Source organism: Klebsiella pneumoniae, assembly GCF_000742135.1.
Taxonomy (GTDB): Bacteria; Pseudomonadota; Gammaproteobacteria; order Enterobacterales; family Enterobacteriaceae; genus Klebsiella; species Klebsiella pneumoniae.
In genome coordinates this window covers 3,083,289-3,105,346 of sequence record NZ_KN046818.1, presented here as the reverse complement: position 1 = coordinate 3,105,346, position 22,058 = coordinate 3,083,289, and the positions used below count along the sequence as shown (strand labels likewise).

15 protein-coding genes are annotated in these 22,058 nt (G+C 50.4%); 8 read left to right on the top strand and 7 right to left on the bottom strand.

Annotated elements, in window-relative coordinates:
- From DR88_RS10985 to clbS, 8 genes are all read left to right on the top strand, one after another.
- Positions 1-1,558, top strand: a 1,558-nt coding sequence (locus DR88_RS10985; RefSeq protein WP_032444036.1) for a SagB/ThcOx family dehydrogenase, incomplete at its 5' end; no start/stop codon positions are given.
- Complete coding sequence (gene clbL / locus DR88_RS10990; protein WP_025862122.1) at positions 1,551-3,014, top strand: colibactin biosynthesis amidase ClbL; 1,464 nt, start codon at positions 1,551-1,553, stop codon at positions 3,012-3,014. The genes DR88_RS10985 and clbL, both read left to right, overlap by 8 nt.
- 61 nt (positions 3,015-3,075) lie before the next feature.
- On the top strand, positions 3,076-4,515 hold the full coding sequence (clbM, locus tag DR88_RS10995; protein ID WP_004150617.1) for a precolibactin export MATE transporter ClbM: 1,440 nt from the start codon (positions 3,076-3,078) through the stop codon (positions 4,513-4,515).
- Positions 4,512-8,879 carry a colibactin non-ribosomal peptide synthetase ClbN gene (clbN, locus tag DR88_RS11000; protein WP_032443938.1) on the top strand — a complete coding sequence of 1,456 codons (4,368 nt, stop codon included), beginning with the start codon at positions 4,512-4,514 and terminating at the stop codon, positions 8,877-8,879. Before clbM ends, clbN begins: the two co-directional genes overlap by 4 nt.
- 30 nt (positions 8,880-8,909) lie before the next feature.
- On the top strand, positions 8,910-11,369 hold the full coding sequence (clbO, locus tag DR88_RS11005) for a colibactin polyketide synthase ClbO (RefSeq protein WP_004150615.1): 2,460 nt from the start codon (positions 8,910-8,912) through the stop codon (positions 11,367-11,369).
- A gap of 12 nt (positions 11,370-11,381) precedes the next feature.
- Entirely contained in the window at positions 11,382-12,896 is a 1,515-nt protein-coding gene (clbP, locus tag DR88_RS11010; RefSeq protein WP_002430641.1) for a precolibactin peptidase ClbP, read from the top strand.
- On the top strand, positions 12,889-13,611 hold the full coding sequence (gene clbQ / locus DR88_RS0126170; RefSeq protein WP_000065645.1) for a colibactin biosynthesis thioesterase ClbQ: 723 nt from the start codon (positions 12,889-12,891) through the stop codon (positions 13,609-13,611). Before clbP ends, clbQ begins: the two co-directional genes overlap by 8 nt.
- Positions 13,612-13,645: 34 nt before the next feature.
- Positions 13,646-14,158, top strand: a complete 513-nt coding sequence (gene clbS, locus DR88_RS11015; RefSeq protein WP_000290498.1) for a colibactin self-protection protein ClbS — start codon at positions 13,646-13,648, stop codon at positions 14,156-14,158.
- A gap of 1,268 nt (positions 14,159-15,426) precedes the next feature.
- Here clbS and mobC read toward each other — a convergent pair.
- The 7 genes from mobC to virB10 form a co-directional block, all read right to left on the bottom strand.
- Positions 15,427-16,191: a MobC family replication-relaxation protein gene (gene mobC, locus DR88_RS11020; protein WP_004150608.1), complete on the bottom strand. Its 765-nt coding sequence runs from the start codon at positions 16,189-16,191 to the stop codon at positions 15,427-15,429.
- Positions 16,192-16,199: 8 nt separating this feature from the next.
- Entirely contained in the window at positions 16,200-17,939 is a 1,740-nt protein-coding gene (locus tag DR88_RS11025) for a type IV secretory system conjugative DNA transfer family protein (protein ID WP_025862121.1), read from the bottom strand.
- Positions 17,940-18,717: 778 nt separating this feature from the next.
- Complete coding sequence (locus DR88_RS28320; protein ID WP_227499860.1) at positions 18,718-18,993, bottom strand: dpoa decarboxylase; 276 nt, start codon at positions 18,991-18,993, stop codon at positions 18,718-18,720.
- A gap of 63 nt (positions 18,994-19,056) precedes the next feature.
- A complete protein-coding gene (locus tag DR88_RS28315; RefSeq protein ID WP_000754360.1) occupies positions 19,057-19,362 on the bottom strand; it encodes a hypothetical protein in 306 nt (101 codons plus the stop codon).
- Positions 19,363-19,388: 26 nt separating this feature from the next.
- Complete coding sequence (locus tag DR88_RS28310; protein WP_004150603.1) at positions 19,389-19,796, bottom strand: cag pathogenicity island Cag12 family protein; 408 nt, start codon at positions 19,794-19,796, stop codon at positions 19,389-19,391.
- The gene (gene virB11, locus DR88_RS11030) at positions 19,793-20,818 is read right to left on the bottom strand and encodes a P-type DNA transfer ATPase VirB11 (RefSeq protein ID WP_000125558.1); all 1,026 of its coding nucleotides are present in this window, start codon (positions 20,816-20,818) and stop codon (positions 19,793-19,795) included. Before virB11 ends, DR88_RS28310 begins: the two co-directional genes overlap by 4 nt.
- Complete coding sequence (virB10, locus tag DR88_RS11035; protein ID WP_004150602.1) at positions 20,808-22,058, bottom strand: VirB10/TraB/TrbI family type IV secretion system protein; 1,251 nt, start codon at positions 22,056-22,058, stop codon at positions 20,808-20,810. Before virB10 ends, virB11 begins: the two co-directional genes overlap by 11 nt.

The window sequence follows — 22,058 nt, the reverse complement described above, 5'->3', positions numbered from 1 at the left end:
AATTTACCGCACTGGGGATCGCGGGCGCTACTTTGCTGACGGGCAAGTCGCCTTTTTGGGGCGCAACGATACCCAAGTGAAGGTGAATGGTTACCGTATCGAACTGGGGGAAATCGAGCGCTGCATTGCGCGACATCCCGATGTGGAGCAGTCAGTGGTGGTGGCAGTGGGTAATTCTCAACATCGTCGGTTGGTCGCTTTTGCCAAACTGCACGATCGCCAGCAGGCGCAGGCATTGCAAGCTAAGGAAGCGGAGGCGGCGGCACTGGCGCAGGGTATTATTGTGAATCCGGCACAGCGTCTAGCGTTCAAACTCAAGGAGCCACATATTCGCGCGCTGGATGGTCTGGGCATTGCACTGACGGTACCGGCGGATAGCACACGTTACATCAAACGCCGCAGCTATCGTCATTTCAGCGCGCAAAAAACCACGCTGGCACAGTTGGGGCAATTGCTGTCGGGCTTGGGGCAGATGCGTCTGCCCGGTCTACCTTTTGCCAAGTATGCCTATGCGTCTGCCGGGGGGCTATACCCGGTGCAAACATACGTGTACCTGCATCCAGACAAGATCGAAGAGGGAGTATCCGGTATTTACTACTTCGACCCGCGACAGAGCTGTCTTATGCCGGTAGCACCAGAAGTCGAGCTGAACAGTGGTTTTCATGCCGGACCTAATCAGTCTATTGCCGATCGGGCGGCATTCACGCTGTTTATGGTGGCTGATATGGCGGTGATCTCGCCATTCTATGGGCAAGAGGCAGCTTGGCACTTCTCGGTGATGGAAGCAGGTACTCTCTGCCATTTACTGGAAGAAGATGCGCCGCGCTACGGATTGGGGCTGTGCCAACTTGGGATGGCAGACTTTTCCGCTGTGGCATCGCATTTTCAATTGTCGCCACATCATCGCTATGTCCATTGCACCGTGGGGGGCGCGATAGGGCAAGAGGCGGCAAGTGCTGCAGCATTGCTGCGCGATTTCTCCACCTATGAGAAACCGAAGGAAACCGCTGCGTCGCTGGACATGCAGAGCTACAAAGATGCCATGCTGCGCGGCCTGCGTCAGCAACTGCCTGACTATATGGTGCCGAGCGATCTGATGTTAGCGACCGATTTTCCGTTAACCGCTAACGGCAAGCTAGATCGGCAAAAATTACAGCTGCAGGGCGAACAAATTGCCCACCAGCGTGACGGCGTGGGTCCAATCCAGGTGGACAGTGCGTTACAACAGCGGCTGGTGGCGCTCTGGCAAGAGGTACTCGGCGTGAGCCACGTGTCGGTCGAAGACGATTTCTTCTCGCTGGGGGGCAGTTCTATAGAATTGGTGCGTATTCAGCAGGCTCTTGAGGCGATTATCGGGCAGGAGATTCCCATTGTCGATCTGTTCCGTCTGCCAACCATCGCGGATGTGGCGCGTTACCTTGATGAGCAACTGCACAATCTACCCGCCGCCCACGATATCGTATTAGCGCAGGCTGAGGTTTCGCAGGTCAGCGCTGCGCGCGAGAATCTGGCGTTGCGGCGAAAACGTGCCCAACAGGGAGAAAAGGGCGATGAGTGAGCAGAGCTATCGTAGCGCAGGGACACTGTTGGCACAGTTGGCGTCCGGAGAAACCACCTCAGTGGCGTTGGTGAATCACTATTTTTCACGTATGGCGCAGTTTAACAAGTCGTTGAATGCGGTGGTGCAGCAGCACTATGCGTTGGCGTTGGAGGCCGCCGCGCGCGCCGATCGTGAGCGACTGGAGGGGCGCGCAAGGGGCGTGTTGCACGGATTACCTTGTACTGTTAAGGAGTCGTTTGACGTGCAAGGGTGGTTAACCACGTCCGGTGCCAATTATCTGAAAGATAACCGGGCGACGCAGGATGCTCCTTCCATCGCACGCTTACGCGCTGCCGGGGCGATCCTGATGGGAAAAACCAATGTGCCGATGATGACTGCCGATTGGCAAACCTATAACGATCTGTATGGCACCACCCATAACCTGTGGGATAGGCAACGTTCACCCGGCGGATCGTCCGGGGGAGCGGCGGTGGCGGTGGCGGCGGATTTCACCCCCGTGGAATTTGGCAGCGATTTGTTTGGCTCACTGCGCATTCCCGCACACTACACAGGTGTCTATGCCCATCGTTGTAGCTTGGGGTTGATGTCGGTCAGAGGACATGTGCCCGGTGGTGGTCCGCAAGCGACTGATGAGCCGGATCTCTCGACGGCGGGCCCCATGGCGCGCAGCGCGGCGGATCTGCGTCTGATGATGCGCGCATTGAGCACATTCTGGGTGGAACCGCCGCGTATTCCCGATTTTAGCCGTTATCAGGCCAAAGCAAACTACCGCGTGTGCACGTGGTTTAGTGCGCCCCACCATGAGATAGATCAACAGATCGCACAGCGTTTTCAATCGTTTATCGACAAGTTACGCGCACAGCCTGGCGTGGAGGTTGATGATGCTATGCCCGCCGATATCGATCCCGACGCACTGTTTGATATAGCAGTCAAACTCAGTGGTCGACTGGTAAGTACGGCGCTCAATGGACGCCAGCGTCTTACAGCCGGGCTGGCTGCGCTGGGCTTCAGGCTTGTGGGCAAGCTGGCGGATGTGCCTGAGGGGATAACGAGCTATTACCAGGGCATGCTGAAAGACAGTGGCGAACAGCGGAACACAGACAAACTCCGCCACGAATACAGCCGGGTGATAGAAAACCTTTTCGCGCGTTATGACGTGTTGTTGACACCCGTCAGCCCGGTGCTGGCGTTTGCGCACATGCAGCAGCCGGTGCGTAAGCGCAAGCTTATCGTCAATGGCGAACCGCAAGATTACAACGAACATTTGTTCTGGAACATGTTAGCAACGGTTTTTGGTTTGCCTGCCACCGTTTACCCATTGGCGAAAACGATGGATGAGCTTCCGTGCGGCATACAGATCATTTCCGGGCATTTTCACGATGATGTGACGATTAACTTTGCTGAGTTCTGCGAAAGCATCAGTGGCGGATTCACGGTACCGGAAGGGTACTAGAGGCGGATATCGGTGACAGCGCCAATAAAGGTGCGGCGCATTTAATGAATAAGGAGCAGGTATGACGGTGAATAAGCTTGAGCCAGACAACGGCACGCTGAACGATGAGCTGTTCACGGTGGCGGGTATGTTTGACGGCTCGCTGTATAAATTACTCCTGCGCATGGCGTTGCCGATGTTTGTCGGTATGTTAACGCAGGTGACCTATGCCATCGCCGATATTTTTTGGCTGAGCCACATTGATGTCACCAACAGCGGCATCATTGCCGGTGTGGGGCTGGTTTTCCCCGTTGGAATGGGGTTATTTGCCATCGCCAACGGCATTCAAATCGGTATGGGATCTTTGCTGTCCCGCGCCATCGGCATGCAGCGGTTGGATCGTGCACAGCGGATTTTGTCGGTCGGTATCATCATCGCGCTATTCTTTGCGATCGTGATCACCGTACTTGGCTATGTTTATGCCCAGCCGCTATTGCGCTCACTGGGGGCCACGAAGAGCATCATCGGCTACGCAACGGAGTTCTATTATTATTCGCTGCTGACCGTGTTCAGCATCATGTTGATTGGCGTCATGATGGGGTTGTTTCAGGGCGCGGGTAAGATCATGGTCATCATGAAGGCCTCATTGTTGGGGGCGTTGGTAAATATTATGCTCGATCCAATCATGATCTTTGTATTCGATTTTGGTGTGAAAGGGGTGGCATTGGCGTCGTTTCTGGCGCAACTGAGTGTGGTCGCCTATTTCATCTACACATTGATGGGATTACATATCGGGTTGAGTATACGCATCGCGTTACGCCCATTCTCCTGGAAAATCTACCGAGAGTTTCTCTCCGTCGGCATGGCGCAGATGCTGATGCAACTGATCATTGCGGTCGGCATAGTGATTTATAATTTTTTTATCGTCAGGCTGGACGTAAACGCGATGGCAGCGTTTACGCTCACTGGTCGCATCGACTATTTCATCATCACGCCGATGCTGGCTATCGCGACCGCGTTGCTGACTGTGGTGGGGCAAAACTGGGGACACGGAAATGTCACCCGCACGCTGAATGCCTATTGGGCCGCCGTCGCGCTGGCCTTCTCTATTGTGCTGGTGTTAGCCGTTACGCATATTGTACTGGCACCCTGGATGTATCCCCTGTTTACTCGTGTTGTTGCCGTGAGTGACTATGCGGTACTGCAAACCCGTATCATGGCACTGGCACTACCCTTTGTCGCTATCAGCCTGTTAGCAAGTGAATATTATCAGGCCATTGGTAAGCCTTGGTATTCGGTGTTGTTGACGCTGATGCGTCACGTGTTTATATCTGTCCCTGTCGTATACCTGCTGGCGATTGTGTTAGAGATGCGTATTACCGGCGTCTATTTTGGGGCGATGAGCGGCACTTTTGTGGCTGCGTTGTTGGCGTGGCGTCTGCTGCGTCTTTCACCTCGTCTGCTGCGATGGAATCAGGAGGCGGTGCGCTCCCAACACTTGGATATGGAGGTGGCACCATGATGTCGGGCAATCCGTTGTCGTGGCCACAGGAACAGTGCCACATCATTGATCAACTGTATCCTTACAGTGCCGTAAACATCATTGGTGGTGTGGTCACCATTGAGGGAATTGTCGATCTGCCCCGACTACACGCGGCCATCCAGTCCGCCATTCGGCAATTTGATGCGTTGCGTATGTGGTTTGTGATGGGAGAGGAGAGTGAAGTGGTCAGCCAAGTGCAGCCTTATCACTGGCGCGATATCCGCCATTTGACTTTTTCCCCAGATTATGACAAGGAGAACCTACGCCCAGCGGCGATCGAAACATTTGTTGATGAGTGGTTCCGGCAGCCCTTTACCCTGCTGGCGCACGATTTGTTCGAGTTTGTCACCTTTACGTGCGGTGAACAATACAGCGGTTATTTATTTAAAGCCCATCACGGCATTGCTGATGGTTGGTCAATGGCGTTGTTGTCAAGCCATGTCAAGCGAGCATACGAACAGCAGGACGTACCAGATGATGCGTCACCAGCCTATAGCGCATTTCTGGCGCAGCAGCAATCTTATCAGGCGTCAACGCGCTTTGCCGTTGATCGTGGCTGGTGGCGTGACTATATCGACGAATACCGCGACTGCTTTCCAGACAGTTCCCCCATCGTTACTACTGAGGGCATCAGTTGTTCCACTTGGCTTGAGCCAGCCATAATTAACCGTCTCTACAGGTTGTGTAATCGTTATGGCTGTACGCTTAATACGCTGTTTATTGCACTCTTCGCTCTCTATCGCGCCAGAGTATGGGGGGAGGAAAAAGGCGTAATAGGCGTGCCGTTAGCCAATCGGCATACTCGCGAGGCGCGGCGTTGCTTTGGCATGTTTACTAATCAATTGCCGCTGGCCTATCGACTGGTGCGCACGGAACGATTCTGTGAACTGGTGGCCTTTTTCCAGCGCGAACTGAAACGCGGTTTTAAACACAGCAAATATCCCATTACCTTATTCAATCAGGATTTGGCGGAACAGGGGGGAGGGAAGTTGCGGGCGTTCGATTATTGCGTTAATTATTATAACTTTACCTATGAACGCCACATTGCAGGTGCCGCGCAACGCGTGGAGAGTTACTACAGCGGCGAGCAGTCCTATAAGCTACAGATTGTTTTGCAAACTGTTAATAATCATAAAGAAAGCCTTAGGTTGAGTCTGGAGGCGCTGCGTAGCGCTTTCACTCCGCACCAACTGACAGCGATGAAAAATGGGCTGTTGGATTTAGTCACTGCATTGGATCGGCAACCTGACGCTCGTCTAGGCGATCTCGAAGTCTATCCTGCGCCGCATGTCGCATTGGCATGTGGCTCACTCAAACCCTCATTTACTTCCCGATTTGCAGCGCAAGTTGTGGAGCATGGTGATCGCACAGCACTAATTGATAATGAACAGTCTTTGACTTATCGGCAGTTGGATGACGCTGTTGAGCGGGTTGCGCGTTATCTGCGCCAACAGGGGATCGGACGCGGTCAAGTGGTGGGGATTATCGCTGAGCATAGCGCTCAAACGGTGATGGTTATTTATGGTATTTTGCGCTGCGGCGCGGCATTTCTGCCGCTAAATCCCGCGTTGCCAACGACCCGCCTTTACGCCATGTGTCGTAAAGCGCAGGTAGCGCATATCCTTTACGATCCGGCGATGCATGAATTGACGCAGGCGCTGGCGTTTCCCGCGTCCAGCTTGCTCCAGGCCTTAGCGACTTCGGCGCTTGCTAGAGAACCTTGGCCAGCTATTGAACCGCAGGATCTGGCATATGTGCTGTTTACCTCCGGATCGACCGGCGAGCCTAAGGGCGTGCAAGTCTCTCATGGCAATCTGGCTAACTATCTCCATTTCGCCGCCGAACGTTACTTTACAGTGCAGGACAGGGCTGCGCTCTACTCTTCGCTGTCCTTCGATTTGACCATCACTACGCTGTTCGCCCCCTTATGTGTGGGCGCGAGCATCAGCGTTTGTCGGCACGCCGAGAGCGAAACATTGCTGCGCATGGCCGTGGTTGATCAGCCCAACACAGTGATCAAACTGACGCCTGCACACCTGCGGTTGTTGTGTGCGGCTGGCATAAGCAGTGAGCAGATTCGTACCTTGGTGGTTGGCGGGGAGGATTTCAAGCGGGATCTGGCGCGTAAGGCGGCTGCTCTCTTTCCTCAGGCCGTGATCTATAACGAATATGGGCCGACAGAGGCCACCGTTGGTTGCATGATCTATCGCTACACCGGGCAAGAAACGCTGCCTTCATTGCCCATCGGTATGGCAATCGACGGTTGCCAGGTAGCAATTTGCTCCCCTTGGGGCTGTCCGGTACCGGAAGGCGAAACTGGTGAATTGGTGATTTATGGTGCGTCAGTGACGCAGGGCTATATCGATGCGCCGCAACAAACGGCCGCCGCCTACTTTAAAGATACCAATGGGGTGATGATTGGCTATCGCAGCGGTGATATTGGCTACGCCATCGCTCCTAATACGCTGGTTTATCAGGGACGTAAAGACGATCAGGTCAAAATTAATGGCTATCGTATTGAGCTGTGCGAAATCGAACAAGCGTTGTTGAGCGCACCTCAGGTAGAAAGTGCGGCGGTGGCGGTGATTGATGATGTGCAGGGGCAGCACAGCGGGTTGCTAGCCTGCGTGACACCGTCATCTGTTGATGTAGCTACCGTAATGCAACATCTGCGTCAGCAATTACCCACCTACATGCAACCCAAGCAGTGCTGTGCTATCGCCCAACTGCCGCTGTCGCACAATGGCAAGGTGGACGTGCGTCAGATGGTCGCAACGGTCCGAAACACCGCGCCTGCATCGGGTAGCGAGCGGCTGGGAGATGCGGCGATAAGGCATTCAGTTCGGGTATGTGTGGAAGGGGCGCTGGAGCAAACTGAGTTTGATGATAACGAAAATCTTTATGTCTTGGGGTTGGACTCCATCAAGAGTATCCAGATTGCAGCGCAGCTCAGGCACCACGGCTGGACGATGTCAGCGGTGCAGGTGATGGAGTGTGGAACAGTGAACGCCATCTGTGAGTTTCTCGCTAGTCATACAACGGTGTCACAGCTCGCGCAGTATGCTCATAACACCCGTATCGATCTACCCGCATTGCGTTGGTTTACGCAGTTGGCGTTGCCAGTGCCCAATGTTTATAACCATGTCATTGTGCTGAAAGTGTTGCCGGGCTGCCCGCTCGAGCAGTTACACAACAGGCTGCATACGTTAATCCAGCAGCAGCCAGCTTTGCACAGTGCGCTGGACGCTGAGGGGCGGTTGCTAGTATGCGACCCTAATGTGTGTTATCCCAACGAGGTGCTCACGGAATATTCGACGGCGCAGTGGACGTTGGCAGAGGTGATCGCTCAGTGCAATAGCATGCTTGACGTGACAAATGGTCGAGTCTTTACGGCAGCCCTGTTACACGCCCCGCAGCCTGCGTCTAGCACGCTGGTACTCTGTGCCCATCACTTGTGCGTCGATATGCACTCTTGGTATTTAATCCTCAGCACGCTGGACGCCGTCAGCACTGTCAATGGCACCAGCAACAGCGGACTGCATCGCTGGAATGACTATCTGGCGAGCAAAACGGTAGATTCCGCCACACACGAAAGCTGGCGCACAGTATGTCAAACGCTACCGCTGCATTTCCCACCCGTGTCATTGCCAGATGACTCATTACCTCGTACGCGCGCTTGGCGTGAAGACTTTCGCCATCCTTGCGTCAGGAGGTTGTTTGAATCCAGTGGTAATACCGCGTACAGCGCCGAAACCTATGTGCTAACGGCATTGGCGCTGGTGCTGCGTTACTACAGCGAAGAGCCTTGGTGTCGCATCGAGATGGAAGGCATGGGACGCGGCTGCTGGCCCGATGAGCCTGACGTTGCGGATACGGTCGGGTGGTTTACTCTATTTTATCCTTGGGCGATCCCTCTGCATGGCGATATGGCGACACTGTTATCTGCGATCGCTTCCGATTTGGCAAAACGCACGCATGGTGGGGGAGATTACGGTCTGCTGCAAATGCGGCATGCACCGGAAGACTCTCTTGCGCAAGGGATCCGAATGAATTACATCGGCGTGCAGGCGCAACCTCCACTCCGCTATTTTCATATTGATCACTTTAATAGTGATATCTATACCGCGCCTGAAAACGCGCTCGGCTGCGTGCTGGAGTTTAATATTGCGCGCTCGGCAGCTGATGGTCTCTCCTTCCACTGCCGTTTCGATCCCACGCGCATTGCGCTGAATGATGTGCAACTCCTGCTGGCGCGCTACAAGAACAGCCTCACTGATCTGGATGCCTGGCTGTGCCAACACAGCGCCACGCTGACGGGCGCGCCGACTTTGTGGACACTATAAACACGATGCCAACCCTTAAGGAATACAACAATGGCAAAGGATGATTTTACCTGTGGCTCACTGGATATTGCCATTATTGGCATGAGCGGGCGTTTTTCCGGTGCGGAATCGGTGCCCGAGTGGTGGGATAAGTTGCTGGCGGGTGAGGAGTTCACTCAACCGATATGCACAGAAGACGATAATGGGAACCCTTGGATTAGGCTGCGCAATATAATCACCGCTCCCTATGACTTCGATGCTGCATTTTTCAATATTCCGCCTGGCGAAGCCCTGTTGATGGATCCGCAACAACGAATATTTCTTGAATGCTGCTACAACGCTCTTGAGCATGCGGGCTATATTCCCACGCAACTTAAGCGAGTCGGCGTCTATGGGGCGACCTACGCCAATAACTATTTTATCGATCGCGTCTATCCATACCTGAAGATGAGCGGCGATCACCATTATCTTCAGGCGCAGATTGGTAACGAAAAGGATTACTTGTGTGCTCAGGTTGCCTACAAGTTGGGGTTTACCGGACCCGCTGTGAGTGTACAGACCGCCTGTTCCAGTTCGTTGGTGGCAGCATATTTAGCATGCGAGGGGTTATTGACTTTTCAAGCCGATGTTGCGTTGGCAGGTGGGGTCACCTTGGGTTTTTTACAGGCGCACGGCTACAGTCCGCAAGGTGATAAGCTGGTATCGCAAGACGGACACTGCGCCCCGTTTAGCGCTGAGGCGACCGGCACGGTATACAGCAGCGGTGCGGGAGTTGTGGTGCTAAAACGTCTTGAGGATGCACTACGCGACCAAGACAGAGTGTATGCGGTGATTAAAGGAGGTGCGGTAAATAACGACGGCGGGCGTCGGCTGGGGTTTGTCGCCCCCAGCGTAGAAGGACAGGTAGAAGCGATCAATACGGCGCTTGCCGCCGCAGAAGTCGTACCGACTGATATCGCACTGATCGAAACGCACGGTACCGGTACCCCGTTGGGTGATGAGATTGAGCTTGAAGCTCTGCACCGGGTTTTCGCACCGGCATGTGCGCCGCACAGCATTCAATTGGGTGCGGTAAAAGCCAACTTGGGTCACCTGGGAGTCGCTTCCGGTATCGTCAGCTTAATGAAAACCGCACTGACGCTATATACTGGTTTAGTTCCCCCGCAGATCAACCTAGTAAATAAACATAAAAAACTGTTGCAGCCAGCCTCGCCATTTTATCTCAGTGATGTAGTGACTTCTGTCCCACAAACGAAAAGGATCCATGCCACCGTTAGTTCGTTTGGGCTGGGAGGGACCAATGCTCATTTGGTTCTGCAAAACTGGTGCGAGACGCCTGCGCAAGCGGTGCAAGAAAATGAGCGCCGCCTGTTTTTCTTCAGCGCCAAAACGCCATTAGCCCTCAGACAACAGTTGGATGCTCATTATCACGCTCTGGCGACCTATGCGGAAGCAGATAAAGATCGTATCGCCTATACTCTCGCGCAACGCCGGGCACATTTCCCGTATCGCTGTGCGCTGGCGGCAGACAGTGTGGTAGCGTTGCGTGCAAGTTTGGCGAAACTGCGGGATGCTGACATGTCTTTTACCCCTATCAATATGGAAACTACCTTGGTGTTCCTATATCCGGACCGGGACGATAAGCTGGAGAGTGCCCTGACGCATTTGCTGGCTTGTCAACCTGACTTGCGCCAGCGGCACCAGCGCCTGTCTCAGGATGTTGCACAAATCTGCGAACCAGCCGATTGGACGCCAGCATTGCGTCAGTTTATCCAGCAGGTGAGTCTTAGTGAATGGCTGATCGAACAAAGTATCTCGCCTGTGCAGCACATCGGTTACCTGACGGGGGCTGCAGCAGCGCAGTATGTTGCGCGCATCATCTCACTGGAAAACGCTGTTCAGCAGGTGATTGTGGCTGAAACGACACCTGAGCAGACGCTGGCCGGCAACAGTGAACTGAGCGAAATATTGGCTAATCTGGCGGTGACGGAGGGAACGCTGATGCTGGAAATCGGTCGCGCGGGGACGTTTTCCATATTGTATCACCAGCATGCGCAGTGGGTTGGGCAAACAGTATTTTCCCCCATGCTGAATACGGATACGCCTGAGGACATCCTGCCGCTGTTGGGCACTCTTTGGCAACGAGGAGTGACTATTTGTTTACCGGAAATGCCAGCCGTGCAGACTATAGGCTTACCCGGTTATTCGTTTGATCGCGTCCGGTATGAAATTCAGTCCAGTGATGCGAGAGAGAACGCTATGCTACCAGTGAGTTATTTGTCGGTCAGCGACTTTGTGGAGAAAACCTGGCGTTCATTGTTATGCATCGATCATTATGACGAACACGCGGTTATTTTCGAATACGGAGCGACCTCGATGCACGTTATCTCTTTCGTCGACAGCTGTAACCACATTTATAAAATCGGACTGACTGCCGCCGATATTTATGCCAGACCTGCTATCCGTGAGCACAGTGAATTTATCTCCGAATGTGTTGATGGTATTTTATGAGGTGTTCACAGGATGACAATAATGGAACACGTTAGCATTAAAACATTATATCATCTCCTGTGCTGTATGCTGCTCTTTATTTCCGCTATGTGCGCTTTGGCGCAAGAACATGAGCCTATCGGGGCGCAAGATGAGCGCCTGTCGACATTAATTCACCAACGGATGCAGGAGGCCAAGGTCCCAGCCCTTTCCGTAAGTGTGACCATTAAGGGGGTACGTCAGCGATTTGTCTACGGTGTTGCCGATGTGGCTAGTCAGAAAGCGAATACTCTAGACACAGTTTACGAGCTGGGATCGATGAGTAAGGCGTTTACCGGACTTGTGGTGCAAATACTGATTCAGGAAGGCAGACTCCGGCAAGGGGATGATATCATTACCTATCTGCCGGAAATGCGCTTGAATTATCAGGGAAAACCTGCTTCCCTGACCGTGGCTGATTTCCTTTATCATACATCAGGATTGCCTTTTTCAACACTGGCTCGGCTGGAAAACCCTATGCCTGGGAGCGCTGTGGCACAGCAACTGCGCAACGAGAATCTGCTGTTTGCGCCGGGTGCGAAGTTTAGCTATGCCTCCGCCAATTATGATGTGTTGGGCGCGGTGATTGAAAATGTGACGGGAAAAACCTTTACAGAGGTCATTGCGGAACGACTCACGCAGCCGCTGGGCATGTCGGCGACTGTGGCAGTTAAGGGGGATGAGATTATTGTCAACAAGGCAAGCGGCTATAAACTGGGATTCGGCAAACCCGTTCTGTTTCATGCGCCTCTGGCCCGGAACCATGTTCCTGCCGCCTATATCCATAGCACTCTGCCTGATATGGAAATATGGATAGACGCCTGGTTGCACAGAAAGGCTTTGCCGGCAACGCTGCGTGAGGCGATGAGTAACAGTTGGCGTGGTAATAGTGATGTTCCGCTTGCCGCAGACAATCGTATCCTCTATGCCAGCGGTTGGTTTATCGACCAGAATCAAGGCCCTTACATCAGTCACGGTGGGCAGAATCCAAACTTTTCTTCTTGCATTGCGTTGCGACCGGATCAGCAGATTGGCATTGTTGCGCTGGCAAATATGAATTCGAATCTGATACTGCAGCTTTGCGCGGATATCGATAATTATCTGCGCATTGGCAAATATGCTGACGGCGCTGGTGATGCAATTACAGCCACCGATACCCTTTTCGTCTACCTCACGTTGTTGCTGTGTTTTTGGGGGGCGGTGGTTGTAGTGCGCGGTGCTTTCCGTGTTTATCGCGCAACGGCGCATGGCCCTGGAAAACAGCAGAGGTTACGTTTACGCGTACGTGACTATATCATCGCCTTGGCGGTTCCTGGGCTCGTGGCCGCCATGCTCTATGTCGCACCGGGTATACTATCTCCAGGACTTGACTGGCGTTTTATCTTGGTATGGGGGCCATCGAGCGTGTTGGCGATACCGTTCGGAATTATCCTGTTAGCTTTCGTTCTGACATTAAATCATCAAATTAAACGAATTCTATTACACAACAAGGAGTGGGACGATGAGTAATATCAGTTTGTATTGTTTGCCATATTCAGGTGGTTCTGCCGCCATGTATTATAAATGGCGTAGCGTGCTGTCGGACAATATTACTTTGCGGCCTTTAGAACCTGCGGGGAGGGGAACTAGAATACGCCAGCCGCTGTGTCTTACGATGGTGGATGCCGTCGCTGACCTTTATCAACAATTTGTGAAACACTACGCAGGTGGAGACTACGCCATTTTTGGACATAGTCTCGGAGGGATCATGGCCTTCGAACTGGTGCATTATATTCTCGATCATGGACATGACATGCCATGCGCGCTGTTTTTTTCCGGCTGTCGCCCACCCGATCGGGCCTCTCATGATGTAATACTGCATACCTTGCCCGATCAGGCGTTTATGGAAGAGATCGTCAAGCTGGGCGGAACTCCGGTTGATGTCTTTCGTAATAAAGAGTTAATGACAATTTTCACCCCCATCATTAAAAACGATTATCGGCTCTATGAGCAGTATGTATTTCAGGCCAAGGCGCGCACATTAACCTGTCCGATCGTGCTATTTCATGGCGATGCTGACAATCTGGTAATGCAGGATGAATTACTTGCATGGGAAAAATTCACCACACGAAAGACGCGGACTATTATATTTCCTGCTGCCGATCATTTTTTTGTCGATAAGCATTTTGAACAGGTGGTAGGTTATGTGAACCAGACGATTGAATCACTCGAAATAGTAGGGTAGAAATAGTTGTGTAACTATACAAGGAGCAATAGATATGGCTGTTCCATCATCAAAAGAAGAGTTAATTAAAGCTATTAATAGTAATTTTTCTTTATTAAATAAGAAGCTAGAATCTATTACGCCCCAACTCGCCTTTGAACCTCTATTGGAAGGGCACGCGAAGGGGACTACGATTAGCGTAGCGAATCTGGTTTCCTATCTCATTGGCTGGGGAGAGCTGGTGTTACACTGGCATGACCAAGAGGCAAAAGGAAAAACTATTATTTTTCCTGAGGAAGGATTTAAATGGAATGAATTGGGGCGTTTAGCACAGAAATTCTACCGTGACTATGAGGATATTACAGAGTACGAAGTTTTATTGGCACGGTTAAAGGAAAATAAGCAGCAACTCGTGGCTTTGATTGAACGATTCAGTAACGACGAGCTTTACGGTAAACCTTGGTATAATAAATGGACCCGAGGTCGTATGATTCAATTTAATACCGCCTCGCCTTATAAAAATGCTTCGGGGAGGTTAAATAAACTGCAGAAATGTCTTGCAGAATAGCGGGATGCTTACCGCTTGCCTCCCCACTGATGCTTTTTCCGGGCAGCGATGAGTGTGGACTGGCGGCACTATCACCCGCTGCTCCGGAACATATTCTGGTTAATGATACGGATAAAATGTGTAAGACAATAAGTCTACTTAACATAAGCACATGCGAACGCATGTGTATTAAGAACCAATCTTCATAATAAGGTGATTTTTTTTCGACAAGGGTGCTCAAATCGGGATGATTTTTCGTATCCTGACGCAGGAGGATCAAATTCTGATGTCGGATATTGCTGCACTGTATTTCACTCCGAGCTTCGCTGGGAAAATCTATTGCCGCGAGGCCTTTCCTCTGATTTGGTACGAGCCAGGATGGAGGGTAATGTGCTGGGATTAAGATGGTGTTTGATGATACAGTGTCTCCCTGCAAGGCAACGGGGAGTCCTGCAAAACGCGTTAAAGTCGCTCTTTTTGCCTGCGCCGGGTTCCCCTACAGCTATTTGTGCCGGCCGGTGCAGATAAAGACGAATGATATCCAGCAATTTCAAAGGAGCAAGTGCATGAATGATACCGTCCATATGGCCCGAAGTTCAGCACGCAGAGTTCTAACATGCGATCATAGGGAATTTTGGTAGAGGGAAGCTAAAGAAACTGTTTTGGTGAGGCGCTTTATTGCCATTCGCATGAGTGGACGAATAAAGCGATGATGAATATCGCCAACATTGGATTTCTTTCTTCGGATTGCATCGTTATACCCGAAGTCCCCGTGGTGAAAAAAACGTCCCCGGTGGCACATCTTCCCTTATGAAATTTAGATGTGTTATGCCGACTTGATATTTATAGTTCTGTTCGGTCGACTTTTCAGGCAACATATCGTGTATTCGATTTGCCAACCATCTCTGTATATGTCCAATGACTTAATGTAGCCATTTGTTGTTTCCACATTATTCAAACTTCATGTGCCGCTCAGCGAGTACAGCACCGTTGTTGAAATCCGCTAACAACCATATGGTTTGACCTTTATATAATCGCATTATCATCATTGTATTACTGGAGGTCATCATTTTACTGAATTTTCATTCAGTTTATGTCGGTCTAAGACTCACTTGTTGTCGCAAATGCCACTCCTGAGTGCAGCGGGGGCAGATCAGATGACGACTACATCCAGATTCTACAACTTGTTCTGCGTTGATATTTAACCGCTAATCATAATGTTCCTAACTAACGGTAATAAAGATCTGTTTAGTTGGCTATGGTCTCCGTCAGTTTCTGGACAGCCAACTTTAACAGGTTTTGCTTCGACCGCTGGCGGTTGCTTGCTCCAGTTCATCAATGGTGCGGAAAAGAAACATTTCGCGGTTCCTCGTGTCGAACGGCACCGGAACGTTGTTCCTCATTACCGTTTTGATGGAGTCAAACAGCCGGATTAACGATGTTTTGGTTTTGTCATCCGGCATGACATACATCGCGTAGTGCCAGTGTCCGGCATCGCTGGCCGCCAGATGGCTGTTAATGATGTTGATATAGCGTGCGCGGGTTTTCATTGAGCGCTCTGTTTCGACAGCGACGATTGCGCCGCTATCTAACGTGATAATCCCGTCAGGGCGATGGCGAACACCAGGATAACGCGCTATAAACTCCCCCCGATCACCATTAAGCCAGCCTTGCCCGCCTTTCTCTTCCAGTGCAATTCTGACCCGTTGATTCAGGAGCCGGTGTTCCAGTGTCCAGTATTTTAGTTTTCCTGGTTCAAAATAACCGGGGATGACTTTATCATCGGATTTAATCACCATCGCCAGCCCTTGCATGGTGATCCCCCATAGTGATTTTTTTCCGGCTATTACCGGGTATTCATGTTTTATCAGAAACCCCAATGCAACCGCTTTGTTCAGTAGCGCATACATTGGGCGGTGACTTTTACCCTTGAACCCAACAACTTTTTTCAGCGTTTTAAAATCGGAGTAGGTTTCCTCTTTAAGAAATGTCAGCAATGCAAGCATTTTTCTGTTTGCGGCTTCTTTCCTTTCTGCAACGTTATGAATAAGCATTTCAGCCCTCACAGATTGATTGATGGCTTATTTTGTTCATTGATTTCGGGTTGTGGTTGTACAGATTGAGGATTTTCAAATGACAGCAATTCAATATGTTTCTTTTTAACCAGAATATGGGACATCTTTGTTGCCTTCGCCAGTTCTTTTGTTGTAAATACAAAACCGACTTTTTCAGGGAGATTTAAAAACATATTACTGTCAACGTAGTAACTTTCTGCCTGTCTTATCATTCGGTCTGTATCCATTTTTTCCGTTAATGATAAATCAGTCCTTACTTTCCTCATTTCATCATCAACCAGGATTGAACCTGTCATTTTTGCCGCCCATTCTGCTGTTTCTGGATTTTGAATCTTATAAATCAATTTGAATTTTGCGTTTTCAATGATGGCTCCAATAACTGCATCACCATTTAAATCAGACGGACAGTCACGCAGATCGTCTATCGCCTGAAAAGCCATGAATATATGCACACCTTTATCTCGTGCCGTTCCAAGTCCCTCAAGGGCGGGGCGGGATAGATGATATTTCAATTCGTCGAGAAAAATAGCAACAGTACGCGGGGTGCTGTTTATTCTGTCCCTGGTCTCTGCTATTTGTATCAGGCGGGTCAGAATCATCCTTTGTGCGGATATTATTTTTTGGTTTCGTGTTGAACCAATAATGTAGCAACAACCACCTTCATCAAAAATCTCTTTTAATGAAAATCCATTTGTGGCATTAATTGAGTTAACTAAAGCAACTTCTTCCAGCTCACCAAAAAATGCGGGAGCAGCTTGACGTAATGACTGAACAAAATCAGTGTTAAATAAATCATAAAGTGTCATTCCTTTTTCATAAATTGCCGATGTGTTTCTGGCCGCGCGGCGGTCAGAGATTCGATAAAAATCTGAAGCTTCCCCTTTTTTAGCCAGACTAAAGCCAGCGTTAAATAGTTCCTCCAGTTGTTCATGAGAGATATCAGCCAGTAAATCAAGCTGAAAATTTAACTTATTCAAATTTATAAGTGTAAATTTCTTGCCCGCTTTTTTACATGCTTCCCTGAGTATATGTGGTGCCCATTCATCATCTTTTGGATCTTCTACAAAAACAGCCTCGCCTGCAAGAATTGCCTGATAAAGTAGAACGGTTGCAGTGACGCCTTTCCCTGAACCAGTTGTGCCGATAATTGCTGCGTGTTGGGTCTTGAATTCTTTTATGGTTATGTATTGCGGCTGGTCATCTTTGTTTAAGCCAATGAAAGCACCTTTCTTTAAATCAATGTAATCGAGTGGATTGTATTCTATGCTCTCGGGCAACAGCTCTTTTACTTTACGTACATCCGTTCTGGTATTTCTCTCCAGCTTGGTTTTCTTAATTATTCGATGTTTCAGATTGTCAATTTCTCCCGCCAGAACTCGTCGAGCTGCAATATGAAAGAATAATCCTGCTGTCGTAAATGTGACTGTCATGATCCATAGCGGAATTCTGAACAGTATGTTGTTGTCGAGTAATTTAAAAAAGTAGCTCAGCCCCTGAATAGTTAGCGGTGATATGGTGCCGAATATAAAAAAGAAAATAGACACACACGCCACCGATTTTAACCAGAACGGAGCGTTCTTTCTTTCCTCTCGGGGAAGGTTGACTATAAATGGTAATGTAAGACCTGCGAACAGGGATAATATGACAGGGCTGTTTTGCAGCCATAACAGGAAAAAGGAAAAGGCGTCAGCAAAAGCATTCAGCCTTTGCATCAGGTGGGAACCCATATCTATTTTCTCCATACGAAAACTGACCTGTTGGGCGCAAGAGATGGGAGCAGCTTACAGGAGCATAACCACGCTCCCATGCGATGCTCCCATAACATGCTCCGATGAACCGGCAAAAAGCGCTGATCGCCAGTGGCGATCAAGCCCGTTATCCGTGCTTTCAGAAAACAGCCGACCAGTGGTCGTCTGTCCTCTGAAACGCCCGAATGACGGGCAACGGCGTGTGTCATTACGTTCGGGCTGGACGCCCTCACTGCATGGCACATGGGGGTAATGTCCCGGCTGAACGCCGGACCAAAACCCCCAAAGTCAAAGGCGGCACACCGTCGCGCGCTACGCGCGACCAACCCCTTTAAGACGCGCGTTTAGCCTATTTTTTCTTCGCAAGCTCGAAAAAATGGGAACGCTGCTTTAAAGGGGTTGGTCGCGCCTAATCGGCATATTCCCCGCCGGGGCGGGAAATATAGCCTGGCTGCGACGGTGTGCGGGGCAAGCCCCCCACAAAAACCGGCACGTGGGCGTGCCTTTTTGCTCGCTGGGGCGGCAAAATTTTTGCGGCTCCCCCCGGCCCGCTTCAATTCGCTGGGGCGAATGTTCGCGGGTGGACGTGGATCCTGAGAATTAGCAATTTCTCCGAAATTGAATTTTCTGTCCACGTTCCACTTCATTATTTTTCGTCTTAACAATTTCTTCGAAATTGAAGCCAAAAATAATGAAGCCTTAAAATCCCGTCGCCTGTTAGTCTCTGTATTGTACAATACACTTTTGTTTTGTGTGATTACATTTGCTCGCGGTATATTTCAGCCCTGCACTCCCTTTCAGCTTCCAGTGCTTCACTGTAGGACGCATCATCAATTTTCGTACCTTTACTCTCGGCATAGCGTCTTAATCTATTTGCGTCAGCTTCATTAAGTTCTGAAAGATGATCGCGCAAAAGACCGATAAAACAGCTTTCGTATATTTCGTAATACAGCCCACAACCTCTGTGGGCTTCTTTTGATAACGTGTCATATCCCATGGCTACAGATATTCTGTCCTGATTTTTTGAGTGTATATTCTAAATGAATAAATCTTCGTTTATCATTTCGAACCTCTCATATCAAAATGGATATGTCAGTTATCCTTTCACTCTGCCAAATTTTGAAAGGATTTTACTTATTGATTCAGGGTCTGCGGCTTTGCACTCCCCTAAAAATTCTTTTCGCATATCGAATGTTTTACCCGGATTGAAACGATGGTGTTTTTTAAATGCGTTGATTTTAAAAAATGCGCGTTCTGCTGAACTGCATTCACTCCCACCACTATTACCTGTGGCTTTTCCGTACATGCAAAGAACAACTTCGCACGGGTCAGCGGCAAAGGAATAAATCGGCGTTCCTGCGGTCAGGCATAATACAGTCGCCGCGATAACGGTTTTTTTCATGATAAATCCTTATTAGATTGTGTTGCTTAAATGGATTGGTGAGAGAAATAAATAGTGGTTTCTCTGCACGTCAGGCAATTAAATACAGGCTGGTATTCAATAACGCCTTTTGCGCCATTCTGGCGAAGCCAGTTTTTGGCATTAAAGAAATCAGTGCCGGATTGTGCAGTGACGACAATTCGTGTTGAATGGGCGACTGCGTAAAATACTGCTGGAGTCCATATTGTATCGTAGAAACTTTGTGCGCTGATTGATGATGTCCATTTACCGTTAACTGTCGGGGAAGGGACTATAACGTTATTGTCACTCCATTGCGGTAAACTGGTATTTAATGGGTCAGCGGCTTTATCCCACTCCACAGGAACGGGAGGCGGCGGCGATGAACATCCGGTAACTATTGCTGCCAACATGATGACTTTAAGTTTCTTTATCATGCTTTCATTTCCTCAAAATACTGGTTTCGATGAATTGGACGGAAATAGATGTCATTCATACGGCGAACATTTCCGTCTAAATCAATGCTCACAATCACGTCCAGGCTATCCAGAACCTTACGTAACATAAATGTATAGGGGAGCTGGGCGCACTGTGGATTTTCATAGCAACGGGTAATAAACCCATCTATAGCTTCTTTCGCTGATCCTGCATGAATGGAGGTCATACTCCCTTCATGGCCGGAACCTGTTATTTTAAGGAAGTCCCAGGCTTCCGCACCGCGAACCTCTGTTAATAAAATGCGGTCAGGGTTCATACGGTAATTCCAGCGTAAAAGGCTCGCCGGGGTAACGATAGAACCTTTTTCATCTGATGATTCTGACGGATAAAAAAGATGGACGTAGTTTTTATGGATAAAGAACGTGATTTCCGGGTTGTCCTCAATGGTTGATATCCGAAGATGTACAGGAATATACCCTATCAACATTTTCATATAGGTGGTTTTCCCGGTGCTTGTTTCCCCGGCGACCGCGAGAGTTTTACCGTACTCGACGCATTTCTCCATAAACAGAGGAATATTTTTTGTATTGTACAATGCAATTAATTCCTCGTCGTGCGTCTCCGTTTTTTCCTCGCCTGTTACCCGGTTATAAAATCCCGCATCGATGTATGACTGATGCGGGATTTGTACCTTCGATGGCTTACGGATGGTGATAGACACCGTATCGCGCTCACAGGCCGGGGGAACAATCACCTGGCACCGTTCGCCAGATTCCAGCGTGGCTGACAGCCCCGGCTTAATATCTTCGATATTGTCGCCGTGGTGCTTTGCCAGGCACCGGGCAAAGTTGTAGCAATCCTCATAGGACAAAGGAACGGCGTGCTGCTCCCATACGCCGTTGATTTTGGTATACAGCTCACCTGGACGATTGACGGCGATCTCCGTCAGGCCGGGAAGCTCCAGAAAGTCGCCAAAGAAACGCTGTTTATAGCGGTCGAGGGAAATATTCTTAGCGGTCATTTTTCAACCTCAGTGTATAGATGTTGGAAAAATCAATATCCTCGCCTGTGATTAGGTTGATGATCTCGCCCTGATTCTTATAGAGCGTTGGGGGAATATTGATGCTGTTCTCCAGCGTGGTACGTGCCATATCTGCCATAGCCTGGCGGCTGTTTTCCGTATAGTCCGTATTGCGGTCTTTTTTACCCGCGCTGTTGGATGCCCATGCGCCAATATCGGGGATCATGCCGACCATTAACGCGCCGCCGAACCGTTCCCAGAAGTGCGAATCTATCCAGCCATCAACGCCAGCCTCGCCCAGATCGCCAGCCGCGCTGGTATCAACCAACGGGATATCGAGATAAGGCGGCTGGCGGGTGCGTAGCTTCGTCGCAATGATGAATGCCCGCCCTTGCCCGTGCTTCATACCTTCTTCCGCTATGGCGCGGTAAAGTAATGATGCGGTGGTGCCTTTCTCTATCAGCTTCGTGTTGCCGCTGGCGCTCCAGATGTCAGTAGTGACCGTGCAGCGAAGTTTCCCCGCCCGGTCAGATACAAAGCGGCGATCCAGTGAGCAGGGGATCGAGGTATTTTCCGGGATGTACAGGTCAGGGTTATAGGGTATGCGGCGCACTGGTGCGGGGCTTTGTCCCGGCGGCGGTGCGGCGGTATTTGTGGCCGCGCTGCTGTCCTGTTGTCCGGTGGTCGTTGCCGATGTCAGCGTCATTTCCTGCTGCCGGGTTTTGACCTGGTTCTGCGTGGTGGCCGAACCATCACGACGAATAAGGAAGCTGGCTTTGTTGAGTTCTGGCGGGGCGGCCGGAGCCGCCTGCCCTGTTCCCCCCGTGCTGCTCTGGCCGTTATCCTGTTGCTCTGGCTCTTCTTCGGCTGTATCGGTGGACATACCGAGATCGTTACGCTGCCGGTAATCGGTTTTGTTCGTCTGCGGGGCTGTGTCCTGTTTCTTTTCTTCCGTAGGCTGCCACAGGATATTGCGATAAACCCAGTTACCACCCCATGCCAGGAAGATAAGCGTGGCCGCGACAATGGCAAGAAAGGCGGTTGCTTTGCCCCGTTTGCGCTTTTTCAGCTTGTTAACGGCGGGTTGTACCGGGTCTTTCTCTTCATCGTCCTGCGCATTGATAAGCTCGGCCTCCCTTTTAGCGCGGGCTTCCCGCTCAAGCGTGGCAATATCATCCCCAGCGTGTGCCGGGGATGCCTGCGCTTCATCCGGCACAGGCACTTTGTTTTCGTCGTTCAT

What these genes read in the sequence shown, in the direction of transcription:
- clbL (WP_025862122.1), top strand. Translation starts at nt 1,551, where the DNA reads ATGAGTGAGCAGAGCTATCGTAGCGCAGGGACACTGTTGGCACAGTTG.
- clbM (WP_004150617.1), top strand. Translation starts at nt 3,076, where the DNA reads ATGACGGTGAATAAGCTTGAGCCAGACAACGGCACGCTGAACGATGAG.
- clbN (WP_032443938.1), top strand. Translation starts at nt 4,512, where the DNA reads ATGATGTCGGGCAATCCGTTGTCGTGGCCACAGGAACAGTGCCACATC.
- clbO (WP_004150615.1), top strand. Translation starts at nt 8,910, where the DNA reads ATGGCAAAGGATGATTTTACCTGTGGCTCACTGGATATTGCCATTATT.
- clbP (WP_002430641.1), top strand. Translation starts at nt 11,382, where the DNA reads ATGACAATAATGGAACACGTTAGCATTAAAACATTATATCATCTCCTG.
- clbQ (WP_000065645.1), top strand. Translation starts at nt 12,889, where the DNA reads ATGAGTAATATCAGTTTGTATTGTTTGCCATATTCAGGTGGTTCTGCC.
- clbS (WP_000290498.1), top strand. Translation starts at nt 13,646, where the DNA reads ATGGCTGTTCCATCATCAAAAGAAGAGTTAATTAAAGCTATTAATAGT.
- mobC (WP_004150608.1), bottom strand. Translation starts at nt 16,191, where the DNA reads ATGCTTATTCATAACGTTGCAGAAAGGAAAGAAGCCGCAAACAGAAAA.
- DR88_RS11025 (WP_025862121.1), bottom strand. Translation starts at nt 17,939, where the DNA reads ATGGGTTCCCACCTGATGCAAAGGCTGAATGCTTTTGCTGACGCCTTT.
- DR88_RS28315 (WP_000754360.1), bottom strand. Translation starts at nt 19,362, where the DNA reads ATGAAAAAAACCGTTATCGCGGCGACTGTATTATGCCTGACCGCAGGA.
- DR88_RS28310 (WP_004150603.1), bottom strand. Translation starts at nt 19,796, where the DNA reads ATGATAAAGAAACTTAAAGTCATCATGTTGGCAGCAATAGTTACCGGA.
- virB11 (WP_000125558.1), bottom strand. Translation starts at nt 20,818, where the DNA reads ATGACCGCTAAGAATATTTCCCTCGACCGCTATAAACAGCGTTTCTTT.
- virB10 (WP_004150602.1), bottom strand. Translation starts at nt 22,058, where the DNA reads ATGAACGACGAAAACAAAGTGCCTGTGCCGGATGAAGCGCAGGCATCC.